The 13,484-nt window shown below is 37.0% G+C and carries 11 protein-coding genes; 8 read left to right on the top strand and 3 right to left on the bottom strand.

Features of this window, described 5'->3' with window-relative positions:
• Positions 1 to 337 precede the first annotated feature (337 nt).
• From FTT75_RS14435 to FTT75_RS14400, 8 genes are all read left to right on the top strand, one after another.
• Positions 338 to 1,789, top strand: a complete 1,452-nt coding sequence (locus FTT75_RS14435; protein ID WP_228127733.1) for a hypothetical protein — start codon at positions 338 to 340, stop codon at positions 1,787 to 1,789.
• Entirely contained in the window at positions 1,786 to 3,249 is a 1,464-nt protein-coding gene (locus FTT75_RS14430; protein ID WP_005096117.1) for a hypothetical protein, read from the top strand. The genes FTT75_RS14435 and FTT75_RS14430 overlap by 4 nt, the downstream gene beginning before the upstream one ends.
• Before the next feature lie 32 nt (positions 3,250 to 3,281).
• On the top strand, positions 3,282 to 3,692 hold the full coding sequence (locus FTT75_RS14425; protein WP_005096118.1) for a hypothetical protein: 411 nt from the start codon (positions 3,282 to 3,284) through the stop codon (positions 3,690 to 3,692).
• A 52-nt stretch (positions 3,693 to 3,744) separates the two neighbouring features.
• Positions 3,745 to 7,467: a tubulin-like doman-containing protein gene (locus FTT75_RS14420; RefSeq protein WP_180186755.1), complete on the top strand. Its 3,723-nt coding sequence runs from the start codon at positions 3,745 to 3,747 to the stop codon at positions 7,465 to 7,467.
• Between the two features lie 79 nt (positions 7,468 to 7,546).
• Positions 7,547 to 8,959, top strand: coding sequence for a lipopolysaccharide assembly protein LapB (locus tag FTT75_RS14415; protein ID WP_100534454.1), 1,413 nt, complete (start codon positions 7,547 to 7,549; stop codon positions 8,957 to 8,959).
• 28 nt (positions 8,960 to 8,987) lie between these two features.
• Entirely contained in the window at positions 8,988 to 9,650 is a 663-nt protein-coding gene (locus FTT75_RS14410) for a hypothetical protein (protein WP_180186754.1), read from the top strand.
• Positions 9,651 to 9,700: 50 nt separating this feature from the next.
• A complete protein-coding gene (locus tag FTT75_RS14405; RefSeq protein ID WP_180186753.1) occupies positions 9,701 to 10,360 on the top strand; it encodes a hypothetical protein in 660 nt (219 codons plus the stop codon).
• A gap of 57 nt (positions 10,361 to 10,417) precedes the next feature.
• Positions 10,418 to 10,969 carry a DUF2799 domain-containing protein gene (locus FTT75_RS14400; protein WP_180186752.1) on the top strand — a complete coding sequence of 184 codons (552 nt, stop codon included), beginning with the start codon at positions 10,418 to 10,420 and terminating at the stop codon, positions 10,967 to 10,969.
• A gap of 177 nt (positions 10,970 to 11,146) precedes the next feature.
• Here the strand turns inward: FTT75_RS14400 and FTT75_RS14395 are convergent, their stop codons facing one another.
• From FTT75_RS14395 to FTT75_RS14385, 3 genes are read right to left on the bottom strand one after another with little or no spacing between them, the layout of a single operon-like run.
• The gene (locus FTT75_RS14395) at positions 11,147 to 11,656 is read right to left on the bottom strand and encodes a hypothetical protein (RefSeq protein WP_180186751.1); all 510 of its coding nucleotides are present in this window, start codon (positions 11,654 to 11,656) and stop codon (positions 11,147 to 11,149) included.
• Positions 11,656 to 12,273 carry a hypothetical protein gene (locus FTT75_RS14390; RefSeq protein WP_125274823.1) on the bottom strand — a complete coding sequence of 206 codons (618 nt, stop codon included), beginning with the start codon at positions 12,271 to 12,273 and terminating at the stop codon, positions 11,656 to 11,658. The genes FTT75_RS14395 and FTT75_RS14390 overlap by 1 nt, the downstream gene beginning before the upstream one ends.
• A 4-nt stretch (positions 12,274 to 12,277) precedes the next feature.
• On the bottom strand, positions 12,278 to 13,360 hold the full coding sequence (locus FTT75_RS14385; protein ID WP_180186749.1) for a hypothetical protein: 1,083 nt from the start codon (positions 13,358 to 13,360) through the stop codon (positions 12,278 to 12,280).
• Positions 13,361 to 13,484: the final 124 nt, after the last annotated feature.

The raw sequence follows: 13,484 nt of genomic DNA, 5'->3' as shown, positions 1-13,484 counted from the left end.
TGGTTTTTTATGTGAGATCTATATCTCACTATGTGCATATAAATTGAGCCACCGAAATCATTCAGCAATTCAGATTATGGAGTCATTGGCTTAAACATGATTCATGTAATGATGATTATTTTGACTAAATCGTTATATGGGAAAATTCAAATAAAACATGAAACAATTTGTTAGTTTTTGTTAAATAATATTTGTCCATTGTTAAGGTTATATTAACTATCTAATTTTATTAAAAAAAAATCAAATAAATAGTTTGAAAGTAAAAAAAACTGTCTAGAATGTTGCAAAAGAAACTCAAAATATGGGGTGTGTCTTGATTCATAATCAGGATAAAGTAGTGTGGAATTTAGCATCCGGAACTTGGGTTCAAGATGACAAAGTCGGTTATACCTTAAAAAATACGCCGAATTTAAGAATTGCAGATCATGTGAATCCTCACTTTGTTAAGCAATTACTTAATTTGCCAAGTTTGGGTGCGAAAATGTATCCTTCTGAATTTTTGTATGATCCTGAAACGGGTAAGCGTCTAGAAAAAGCAAAAATCAATTCAGATTCATATTGGCTTGCACCTTATGGGCAAAGTTTACATTATGATGATGGTCGTCAATATGTGGATAATCACGGCTTGCAATTGAGTAGCCAACTCAAAGAATTAGAACGTAAACCTGATGTCAGTAATGATGCGCTACTGAAAATTAAAATGCCGCCAAGAGGAATTTTTGAATTTGTGTCTATTAAAACAGGTACAGATATTCCTCAGCTAATAGCATTGAATAAAGTAAATGGAAGTCTATCAATTTGGAGCCAATATAATAATGAATGGCTAGATTTAAGTAATCAAGGTCCGCGTTTAGAGCGCTGCCCAGAACCAATAGAAGAATATTTACACCTTTTAGGTGTTATGAGTGCAGATGGAACACCTCATTTATATATTCCGACTAAAGCTGGTTTGGCACGAGTTATTATTGATGGGTTATCGTTGAGATATCAGACGCAGTATGTGACTGAACATAATCCATGTTTGGGTATGCCTGTATATTGGAATAAAAAAATATTACAACCAATGTTGATCAATAATCAGCTGCAGGTTGTTGATGTACTTACTCGGCAGACATCAGTAGTAGTAAATAATCCAGCATCAGAAATTTATTTTGAAAAAGTAGTGTATGACAATAGACGTATTATTTGGATTGGTAAATCAGGCCAGTTGATTTTAAAATTTGAGGGGCTTGATAATCAAGAGCTAAGGGTCGTTTACGAGATGTGGATACCAGGATATAAGCCTGATTTTCGTTTTGGCGCACCTTATGATGATAGAAAAGGTAATTTCTACCAATTCTGTACAAGTCAGAATGCTGAGAAAGGACCTTGGTGTTATATCGAGCTCGATGCAGAAAAACCACATGTACAACCTTCTTTATTTCGTTTTACCACTGGCTTTTCAAAATTCTACCTGGGTGACAAACTTGACGTAAAAGATATTTGGAAAGAAAAAGTTGGTGTTGAACCAACACATCGTTTTACGGTTCCACTTATTGAGGATGAAAAGCACCAACTAATTTTAGGTTTTAGTTTTGATACAGATACAAATATAGGTATTGAGCAGAAACTTGCAGATGAGTCTAAACAGGATATTATGCTATTTATAGATACGCATGATGGGCTCATAGATTTTCATCGTGTTCAAGTTGAAAAGCCGTTGCAGTCAAGATTCTTTATTCATCAAAACATTTTGTATTTTTATAACCCTAGCTTAACTGAAATCTTAGGCTGGGAGCTTGCTGCATGAAGAAAATAGGATTAATGGCTTTAGTTAGCCTTATATCATCTTTGACTTGTGCAGGACAACATGCATTTTTAGTCCAAAACTCTGGTTGGATGGAACCCTTTTACCAAGATCAAAACTCGCAATTAAAACCACTTGTAAATGCTGTGGTTCAAACCGTCACGCAACCGAGTGACACTATTGCGGTAGCAATGTTTAACCAAAGCAATGCTGTGTCTAAATCACCTACGGTGATTTATCAAGGCGCCGGTAAACAAAATATTAGTCAGCAATTAAGCCAACAGAGCATCGCGAAAAAATCTGATAAAGCCTATGCAGATACCGATTTTAAAGAAGCTGTCGTTGCCACGATTACAGGTCCATTTGCGAAAAAGTCAGGCATTATTTGGATTTTTACTAACAATAAAAATAGTCCAAATAATGATGCGGCTACGGCTGAGCGCAATAAAGAATTCTATGAGCTGGTACATTTAGATCCTGCCATTAACAAAGTTATGGCATATCCATTAAAAATGCCTGTGCAAGGACAACATTTTAATGCATCTGGCTTAATGGTTTATGCCCTGGCTTATGGTGATCAGGCTGAAACTGAATTAAATCATTTGGTTCAATCAGGTCAAATGGAAAAGGTTTTCACCCAGCAACCTGCATTGTTAAAACCTTTAGACAAAGAACCAGTTCAACTCATTCCAACAGGTGTGAAAAACTCGTCTACGATTCATGCTTCTTTAGCATCTGATCAAAAAACATTGGTTTTTAATTTAGAACCTAAAGATGTTATTCCTGAACTGAAGCTAACAGCAGATCTAAAAAACAAATTTTATCCTTACAACATTGCTGCAACACGCGTTGAAGCAAAGTTGAGATTGGCCAATGGTATGCAAGCACCGATTCAGATTTCTGAATCAGATATTCGTTTGATGACCAAAGACAACACGAAGCTAGAATTTCAAGTGCCAATTCCTTCGCATTTAATTGTGTCTCCATGGTCTTGGGAAGTGTTTAAGGCAATGGGTAAGGCAGTTACGATTCCTGCCAATATTGACGTGACTCTGTATGAGCAGAAGCTGAGCTTATCTGAAGATTTTAAACAGAATTTGCAAAATTTATTTCCTGGTGACCCCTTATCGGATGTCTTTGTTGCACCACAAAGTATTCAGTCTTCCACAGCCACAATTCCTGTGCAATTCCGTTTGCAATATCCATTATGGCCAGTTGTAGTCATGATTGCAGGGGTTTTATTGGCACTTGTATTCGGCATTTTGGCTTTGGCATTGAGTTCAAAACGTAAAAAATACGATGTTTGGGTTAATGGCTTGAAAAAACAAACCATCCAATTAAAACCATTTTCCAAGATGAGTGTTTATGGTGATTCAGGGGAAGAAATTGCGATTGTGAAACGTGGTATTTCAGACGCATCTGTTCAAGTTATAGATAAAAAATTTAGTGTAATACTTCGTTAAATAGTAAGTTTAATAAACATCCAGGGGGATATATGTCAGAGTCAAATACAAATAACGGTTTTGTTTTACCAACAGCAGATGAACAAGCTCAAACTGAAACAGCTACAGTAGCGCAAACTGTTCAAGCAGTGAATGTTCCAACAGTTCAAGAAGAAACTGGTTCTCGCGATCTCATGATTGCTGGAGGAATTATCGTTGTTCTTCTCATCGCTTTCTTTTTTGCAAAACGTGGTTTCAGCAATAGTTTGGTAAAAAAACGTATTTCTCCGAGCAAAGCAAGTATGGCAGGTTGGTGGTTATTTATTTTCCTTGCTGCAGTTGCCATTGGTGCAGTCTTGGCAGCAGTCAATCCAGTGAAATTCTTATCTCTGCTTATTTTGGGGCCATTAGGTGTTGTTGCATTGCTAAGTGCTGTCCTGGCATTCACATCAAGCCGTGCTTAAGCACTGAATATAAGTTAAGTAATTAAAAAATAAGCAAAAATAGGGGAAGAAAATGACGGACACGCAAAATGTCAACACAGGCACTGCAGCCAAAGCAGCAGAGCAGACCGTAAAACTCCGCCCAACACTTTATATTGGTGTCGGTGGTACAGGTATGGAAGTGATGATGCGTGTACGTCGTCGTATTCTAAATGCAAGTTGGGGCAGTGATAATGTTCGCTTAGAAAACTTATCACAGTTTCCAATTGCACAATTTATGCATTTTGACTTAGATCAGGGTGCAATTATTGATAGTGGCCGTGCACAAACTGAAGATTTGCAATATAACTTAGTCAAGTTTACGGATGATGAAAAAATTGTAGAGTCTTTTGATATTGAGAAATATAGCCGTGATGATGCATCACTGAGTCGTTATCCTCATATTCAAAATTGGTTACCGTTAACACCGAGAAAAATTCGTGAATTAGGCATTGATCCTGCAAAAGGTGCGGGACAGATTCGATCTGTATCACGTTTATATTTCTTTGATAAATATCCAAAAACACGTGACAAAATTCGCTCAAAATTAAATACATTAAAAGCAGGTTTATCACGCGATGACATGCTGAGAAAATTAAATCTACAGCTGGATACAAGTAAATTCCGTATCGTGGTTTTGGGTTCTGTGGCGGGTGGTACAGGATCAGGTTCATTTTTGGATATGGGGTGGTTATCTAAATGGGTAGCAAGCAACGAAGTTGAAGCTGCTGATGTAGAGTTGATGTTGTTCTTACCGACGGGTTATTCAAGTGCCAATAAAGCACGTACTGAGGCCAATGCTTATGCAGCGTTGATGGAAGTTGAATCTGCAATGGTTGGGCATTCAAAGTATGTTGAAAAATGGGATGATTATGATCGTCCACAGCTTGCATCGAAGCCGTATGATGAAGTTCATTTAATTGATTCCGGTAACCTCGCACGCCAGCATACGGACAATATGAATGACGTGTATTCAATGATTGCGGATACTTTGTTCGAGGATTTTCGTTCTGCTGACTTTGCCAACCGTAAACGTTCGGTTGCAGTAAATCAACGTCAACATAAAATTCATATGTTTGCACCACCTGTACCAACAGGGCGTTTTGGTGACATGAAATTGAATTATTCATGTGCATATTCAGCATTTGGTCAATCGACTTTGGACACACTTGGTCGTGCTCGCTATGATGAATATGCGTACAGTTTGGCAGCGGACATGCTTAAAGCCTTCTTTGGTGTAGCAAGCGCAAATCCTGTTGCTAACCGGGCGAGTGAAAAAAAGCGTGATGCATTCATGGCCGAAAATATGAATCTCAATTTGGTGCCATTTAATAACCTTCCTGAGTTTTCAGCTGCGACATTAAAAAATCCAGAAATTCGTGAGTTAAATACCGAATTTATGGATTTAGAAATTGTAGATATTTTATTACGCTCAGGTCAGAACGGTGTCGAAGTAGATATCGCAGAAGAAACACGTCAGCGTGTTAGTCAGCGTATTAGTGAAATCAGTATTATTGATCGTGAACAGTGGGCAAATGAAGTCCGCAAAACAATGCAAAGCTTAATGCGTGATGTCATTCGTAATACAGATGCTATGGCAGATACAGCTGAAGACCGTGTCATGCGACGTCGAAAAGCATTATTTGAAAGTCTCAAAAAAGATATTGAAAGCCGTTTATATTTATATTTAGATAATCACGAACAAGGTGGTTTCGAATATGTGATTTCGCTAGTCGAACAAATTAAAGACCGTATTGAAAATGCTAACTCAGGTATTACATTACAGCTCAAAAATTCAGCCAATCGTTATACTGCGATTAAAGATGCCTTATTGACTTATGAATATGAAAAGCAACTGAAAGATTTAGAAGAAACAAAGGGTAAAGGGCTTTTAGCTATATTTGGTGGTGGGAATAAAGAAGAGCAAGCTCGTGCAGTGTTGGATAACCTGCGTAAAGATATCGCAAATATTCTTTCTTTCCACCTGCGTGCAAAAGCAGCTTTAGAAGCCATTGAACTGATGCAAGATATTTCAAACTGGTTAGGTAACAGTTTGGGTGTGGATGAAAGTGGAAAAACAATTTGGAATGGTGTGATGGGTGACCTGCAAAGTGGTCAAGAGTCTGTCATAGATATGATGAAACGTCTTGATCACGATCGCGAAGTGATTCATCAACAAATTCGTACCAAGCATGCAACTTTACAAATTATTGAAACTGACGATGTAAAAGAGCGTGAAATAGATCCTCGTTTAATGTGTGAATGGGCGGCTGAAGCATTTAAGGATTTTGGTGGTTCAAAAGAGCTATTTAAAATTCTTGTTGACCCGGATCAGCAAACACCATTATTGCTTAAAATTATTCGCATGGCAGAGCGTCGTCTAGTTATTTTTGAACAAAATGATCAAGAAGAAGATGCATTGTATAAAGCACTTGAAAATATGAGTGTAGTTGAACGTCAGAATGTATTTACTGAGTGGTTACAGCGTGCCATGCCTTGGGTTGATGCCAAAATGGGCGGTGATTTCACCCCACCACCAGACCGTTTCAAATGTTTTATCGGTGTGAATGGTGCAGATCAATTTAGCAAAAAGTACAAACATGAACTGACGGGATGTATTCCAAGTGGTTTAGGCTTAAATGCTCAAGCATTGTCGATTGTCGAAACCGGAGAACCTGGTCGAGCAGTCTGCTATGTCGAGCTATCAGGTATTCCTCTTACGATTTTACGGGGTATTGAGACTTGGCGTACTAGTTACCGTAAAGAAAGTGAAAGAACACCACTACATACGCATATTGACTCAACACGATTCAAGCATCCATATGCACCAACACCTGATGAATTAAACAGCTTGGCTGATGATTTTAAATGCTACTTAAAAGCAGTGATGTTGGGTGTTTTAAAGCGTTGTGACGTTCCAGGCTTGATTCCAAGTGGGCAGTATGAATTTGCGGTCGCACGTGGCGATGTGCGTCGCTTAGGCAATGAACGTGGTTTCCGTTTAAATGGTTTACCTCAGACTTACCGTGATAACATTTATGATCAAGTGCAGCAGAAATTTAAATCACTCAGTGATGCAAATTTAACAATGCTAATTGCATTAGTTGATCATTATGAACGAGAGATTTATACCCCTCGTCTTGTTCAAAATGAAACGGGTGCGCAAGTTGAACATGTCGGTTTTGCATGTGCTATTGCAAAAGAATTAAAGAAAGAGCTGATCGAATTAGCTGAGCGTAAGGAAATTCCTCAAGAATTGATCGAGCGTGCATATGAATTAACTGAATATCGCGAAGAAATGGAAAAATGGGCTGAAGTACTCAAAGATTCAGATGAAGATGCATATCAGGATGAAATTCGCGAACCAAATAAAGGTCGACGCCTGAAGTGGGTGATGAATATGTCACCAAGTATCCTACAAATACATGAACAACTTCTTGTGAAAAATAGCATGGCAGATGTAGTACCAATAGCGACATTTGCGATGCCTGGTATGACACCTCCACCTACTCCAGGCGCAATGCCACCCCCAATTTTGCAGCAACCCCAGTATCAATATCATATTGCGATCAATGGGCAAAACTTTGGACCATACCCTCATTCAAAAGTAGTTGAAATGTTGCAGCAGCAACAGATTAACTCTGCAACGATGGTATGGCGTGAAGGTTTAGCTAATTGGATCGCAATTGCCCAATGCCCTGAGCTTGCAATACCTGTGCCGCCACCAATTCCTAGTATCCCGCCAATTTTACAATAATTGCTCATGCAGTATTGTCCTTGAAAAAGGGCAATACTGCCAACGCTCAACACAAAAAAGAAGTAATAGGTTAAATAACATGGCTAAGCAGAACGAAGAGATGGTTTGTATTGAATGTCAGCAGAAGCTACAGCTCAAGGTAAAATATTGTCCTTTTTGTGGTACTTTGCATGACGTTCAACTCCAAACTCCGCCTGTAGAGTCAAAGGAAATACCAATCATTCCAAGAGAGTCATTGAGTGAAAATCAAGATTCAATTGGAAGTCAAAGCCAAAATGAAGCTCAAATCGAAGAAAAATCAAACTCATCGGTTGTAGTTAAACACATCACAAAGCAGGGCAATAAAGAGCTAGTGGGTGTCATCATTGTTGGTTCGACCCTTGAAAACATGCGAACTTATGATCGTTACGCCTTTAAAAAAAATGAAGGAATTTTTGTACGTTTAAAGCATCTAGCAAATATTCCAAATGAATATTTAAGTTTGGAACAATATCAACTCAAGTTTCAAAGTGATCTGTCAGTCTTAGATGCTGAACCAGATGAGCCTCTTGAACCGATACAGCCTGCGGCTCCAATCGTAACCCCTCCACAACTACCATCAACCAGTCAACCTACACTGTTAGATCCACCACAGCAAAAAACCTCGAGTTTTAAATATATTGCGATTGCCTTTATCGTACTTTTGATGGTGATCTTTTTCTTGTTTAGTGGTAAAGAAAATATACAAGAAGAAGTGTCTATAGACGAAGAGGCACAGGTTGATCCTTGTGAAAATGTAAATGCAGAAATTAGTAGCTTTTTGAGTGAAAAAATGCCGACACGTGCATTGAGTATCATCAAACTCAACCAGGCAGAATGTAAAATTAATGCAAGTTTTGTGCAGTTGGTTGTATCTGCAGAAGCGCAAGCCACCTCTGCAAAAGAGAAACTCACTTTAGCAAAAGAGTATTTGCAAGCTGGAAACTTGGAGTTAGCACATCAGACATTGCTTGCTGCATTAGAACTTGATGCGGAACTTGTAGGTGGCCTAGAGCTGTTGCCACAGATCGAATCGATGATTGAAGAATTTAATCTTCAACAAGAAGAAGAGCTGGAAGCATCTATAGAAAGTGAAACTATACAAAATGAAGTTGAAAATTTTCCACAGCAAAATATGCATCAAGAAGTTGAGCAAGCACAGCGTTTAGCACAAGCAGAGCGTGAGCGTGCAGATGCACAACGCCAGGCAGAACAGGCTCAAATAGAACGTCAGAAAGCTGAAGAGGCTGCACGTAAACTAGCAGCAGAAGCAGCACGTCGTCAGAATGAAGCACGTTTTGATTCTCAGCTCAGTCGTGCAGAGCGTGCATTAAATGCAAATAACTACGGTTTGGCTAAATCTTTGGCTCGAGAAGTATTGTCTGCTTCTCCGAGTAATGGTCAAGCAAAACGTATTTTACGTCAGGCTGAAGCAGGTGAATCAGCAGCCTTTGACGATATGGTAATTCAATAATCATTTTATACTTTAAGAGGGAAATTTAATGAAAAAGACAATATCTGTTGCTATGTTGAGCTCAGCTTTAGTTATTTCAGGTTGTGCGAGTACAGGGGGATTGGCAACGTCAGCCAATGGGGGATGTAATACGGGAATGTCTACAGCAGTAGGCGCACTACTTGGTGCAGCAATTGGGGCATCTGTAGGTGATAGTAGTTATGCTGCAACAGGTGCTGCTATTGGCGGTGCGGTTTTTGCAGCAGGATGTATGATGATTAATGCACATACTATTCAGAAAAAATCAGCTGCTGAAGTTGAAACGGCATATAAAAAAGCTAATAAGGGGAAACTGCCTCAAACAACAAGAGTTCAACAGTATTCTACGGTTATTTTACCAAATCAAACTGTTTCAGCTAACCAAAATATTACAGTTAAATCAGATTTGACTGTTGTAGAGGGTATTGCTGATCCCCTTCAGCGTGTCCAAGAAAAATTAGTTCTAAAAGATGCGAATGGAAAAGTGATTCGTGAATTAGTGAAAGATGTTCAGGTTTCAACAGCCCAAGGTTATAGTTCAGGAGATTTTGAAAATTCCTTCAATTGGAAGTTTCCAGCGAGTGTATCTAAAGGACAATACTTGCTTGATACTGAATTACTAGTGAATGGTAAAAAAGTTGCAAATAATTCACGTACTATTACATTAATATAAAATGCAAGCCCATATATATATGGGCTTTTATATTTTATTGAGAAAATCTCATGAAATTTTTTACTCTAGGAATACTAGCACTCGCAAGTTTGGGTACAGCTTCAGCAAGTGATACTATTTTTCAAATTAATAATAAATTAGCTGAAGTTGATCTTAATCAAAATGCATTTCAATATTCTAAAATATTCAATAGTCTTGTGAAGGATCTTAAAGAGAATGGTCTTGGATTTTCTTATAATGGGACTGAAGTTAGAAATGATTATAGAGGGAAACCATATTTTTTAGTTAAAAATGTAAGAGTTTATATTAAAAAAGAGATATTTGAAAAGAATGAAGAATATTCTACTATTGTAGAAAAACAGACTTTTTTTAATAACGCTATTAAAGATTATGGGCAATCATATATTTTTTCTAATTTAGAGTATGCTTGGGCTAAACCAAAATTAAAAATAAAAATGGATTTACTGGATAGTAATAATAGAAGTATATCAAGTCGTGAAATTAAAACAAATTCTATGTTGAATGATGGGAGGGGTGTATCTTTTGAGCATTTTTTCAAATATATTAATCGTATGAATAAAGATAATAGAATTTTTGATGATGTTGATATTTCGGAAAATATATCTATTTTTAGGGATAAGGAATTTGATATTGGTTTGGATGAAATTCAGAATATTAGATCGATTAGATTTCGTGTAGATTATAATTGAGATAATGTTTTAAATGTTTATTTATTTTAAGTAGCTCAGAATTAACTAGAGTCATTTATGAAATTGAAAATATTGTTGTTAAGTAGTGTTGTTATACTCAATGGTTGTGCAATTATGTCAAAGAATGAGTGTCTATCTGCAAATTGGGGGTTAATAGGGCAGAATGACGGTTATAACGGAAATGGCTCTTTTATGCAAAAAAGAGCGCAAGCTTGTATGAAACATAATGCTGTATTAGACACAACAGCATATACTAATGGCTATAAGAAAGGCTTGAAAAATTATTGTAATCCTCAAACAATTTTTGATTATGCTTTACAAGGGCGTGGAACATATCAGAGTTGTCCAATGGAAATGCAAAATAATTTAAGACCTTATTACAATGTCGCGTATCAGTTTTATACAGCAAATAAGAGCTTAAAATCCATTGAAGATACAATTGCTAGTGCAAAATCAACGATGTATAACTCTGATGTCAAAGAAGAATATCGAAAGTCTGCTCGCGAAAGGTATAACGAAGCGAGTAATAAATTAGGACAAATTCAGCGAGAATATAATTTGGCAGAACGAGAACTTATACAATTTAAGCGAACTGCAAGTTTTGAATAATTAATGTAAGTTATAACTTTGAAAATGCAGTTTCTCATTAAAAAAGAGACTGCATTTTTTATTTTAAGATTAATTTTACTTTTATAGAAGCCACATCAAGATGAGGCCTATACTTAAAGCTTTCAACCGTCTATGTACGCTCGATTGTGTTCAATTAAACTAATTGGCATAAAAGAGCTAATGCATAGTTTTTTGTTGATTTTCATTTTTAATACTCATTTTATCGTGAGAAGGCACAGACGTTACAGCCTTCTTGGGTGAGTAAAAATCATAAATTGCATAACCGATACCACACAGCATGATGAATACAAACAATATGAGAATAGGAGTGAAGTTGAAACCTTCTTTTTTCTTCATACGAGCACGAGGTCTACGCTGAATATTTTGATTCGACTGATTTGCGTGTGGTTGATCATTTTCACCATATTGGGAGAAAGGATTGTGCTTTTGTTGAGGAATGTCTTCCTCAATTTCCGTCTGTGCAGAAGAGACTTTTTCTTGAGTGACTTGAGTTGAGTTGATTTCGAGAGGGTCAGGAATTTCAATTTTAAAGTCTGGCTGAGGAAGAGCTGAATTTTTTTCAGCTCTTCTTTGAGTAGGGGTAGATGAAGTGGGGGTGATCCCTAAACACTCACTGTAGCTATTCTGGTAGTCTTGCAAAGCATCTTTTAACTTATTCAAGGACATTATTTGCGAATCCTTGTATAGAAGATGCCTTGTACACGATCTCGTGGTGCAACAAGATTTGAACGCTCATGTAACGTCACGGTATAACGGCATTGAGGATATTTGACCAATACATTGTGCCAAGCAGAGCTAAATCCTCGTAGTGACCATTGTTGGTTGTTACTGATCGGTTGATTGATTTGTTTGGCTAATTGCGCAAATTCAGGCTGCCAAGAAATCAAACGAATCGAACTATTTGTTGCTTCAAAAACTGCAACGGTTTTTGCAACTTTTAGGCCGTTCTCCATTGCAAAAACACAAGGTGGTTTGCCTTGACCTTCCTTAAACTTTTCCACCATAGCATTTACTTCTTTTAAGCCGCCATTTGAATCCATAAAGTCTTGTGCCTTTTTTGCATCTTCTAAATTATTGATGGGGGCAAGCGTTTGTAAACGGTCAATGAGTTCCTGAACGCTATCCACTTTATATTCTTTCGCAAGGTCAAGAAACTGTTTTGCTTCAGCATTATGGCGACGTTCGACATAAATATAAGCTAACAATGCAATCATCACGAGAAAAAGCATTTGCAGAAAAAAATCAATCAAGGTGAGATATAAAACATCTTCTCTTCTGTTCATTTACTTAACCTACGACTTGATCAAGATTTTTTGATGTATTTGGTTTTGCTTTGCGCATAGTTGTAGACGTATTGTTTGCGACTTCAATTAGGGCATCATTGACAGCATCTACTGAAGCTTTCGTACTTTGTAATGTATGTTGCAGTTGCAATTGGTGTTGTTCATGTAAATGGGTATATCGCTCAGTCATATTTTGAAGCTGAGTATTAAAATGCCCAATATTCTGTTGCATGTCACTGTATGCACCGACCAGTTGTTGAGATGCTTTTTTAGCAGAATCTGCAACGCTTGGGATAGCTAAATCATGAATCGCTGTACCAATATTGGATGCTAAATCTATTAAATGTTGTTGTGATCTTTCGACATATGCAATATGTGATTGATTCGCTTGTTGCATATTGCTATAGAGTGAATTATTCATTTCTTGCATCTGTTCATATAGATTTTTTTGTAGTTGTTCTTGATATTCAATTAATTCAAGATTTTTTTGCTTTTGGTGCTCGATTAAAGCATTTTGTACATTGATCGACTGTTCATTAAAAGTCAAAGTTGCTGCTTTTAAGCTCTCAATAATTTCTAGATTAAGTACTTTCTGTTGATTCTTTAAATTGACATTAATGTCCTGTAATTCACTGGCAAAACCAGTAATTTCTTTTCTCAAGTCAATGATGTCATTAATAAGTGCATGACGTTCATTTTGTTCCTGATCTGCGTTTTGTTGATTTATGGACGCCAATAAAAACAAACGTAAGATCAAACCAAGACAAGTTACTAATAATCCAACACCAAATTGTGAGAACACAAGATTTAAGTTTTGTAGGTCTTCAATATCAGAAGATAGACCAAAATGAATGATGGCAGAAGTGGCAAGTGTTACGATAGTTAAGCTAAAACCAAAGTAATAAACACTATCTACAGCATTATAGTCAGATTGTTTTAGTAGGCTTTTTTTAACAATATTAAAATAAAGAATAAGGGGAACTGTTACTGTGAAAGCTAGTAATACAATATGTAAATTAAACCAAATGATAATAATCGAGACTAATGCTGCTCCACCTAAAATCGGTAAAAAGCTACTTGGAAGCACTGCTGTCCCATAGTTTGCTTTAAATAAAAAAAACCTGAGTCCTAACAGTTAAAATATGAGTGCAAACAAACACTTTAACGACCAGGATTCAGGTTTTGTCACATCAGAATACCGTATTTCATGA

Source organism: Acinetobacter sp. YH01008, assembly GCF_013420435.1.
GTDB classification, from domain to species: Bacteria; Pseudomonadota; Gammaproteobacteria; order Pseudomonadales; family Moraxellaceae; genus Acinetobacter; species Acinetobacter pseudolwoffii.
This window is presented reverse-complemented; position numbering and strand designations above follow the sequence as displayed.

Coding starts and splice junctions, on each gene's coding strand:
- FTT75_RS14420 (WP_180186755.1), top strand. CDS start 3,745: ATGACGGACACGCAAAATGTCAACACAGGCACTGCAGCCAAAGCAGCA.
- FTT75_RS14430 (WP_005096117.1), top strand. CDS start 1,786: ATGAAGAAAATAGGATTAATGGCTTTAGTTAGCCTTATATCATCTTTG.
- FTT75_RS14400 (WP_180186752.1), top strand. CDS start 10,418: ATGAAATTGAAAATATTGTTGTTAAGTAGTGTTGTTATACTCAATGGT.
- FTT75_RS14410 (WP_180186754.1), top strand. CDS start 8,988: ATGAAAAAGACAATATCTGTTGCTATGTTGAGCTCAGCTTTAGTTATT.
- FTT75_RS14425 (WP_005096118.1), top strand. CDS start 3,282: ATGTCAGAGTCAAATACAAATAACGGTTTTGTTTTACCAACAGCAGAT.
- FTT75_RS14395 (WP_180186751.1), bottom strand. CDS start 11,656: ATGTCCTTGAATAAGTTAAAAGATGCTTTGCAAGACTACCAGAATAGC.
- FTT75_RS14390 (WP_125274823.1), bottom strand. CDS start 12,273: ATGAACAGAAGAGAAGATGTTTTATATCTCACCTTGATTGATTTTTTT.
- FTT75_RS14405 (WP_180186753.1), top strand. CDS start 9,701: ATGAAATTTTTTACTCTAGGAATACTAGCACTCGCAAGTTTGGGTACA.
- FTT75_RS14415 (WP_100534454.1), top strand. CDS start 7,547: ATGGCTAAGCAGAACGAAGAGATGGTTTGTATTGAATGTCAGCAGAAG.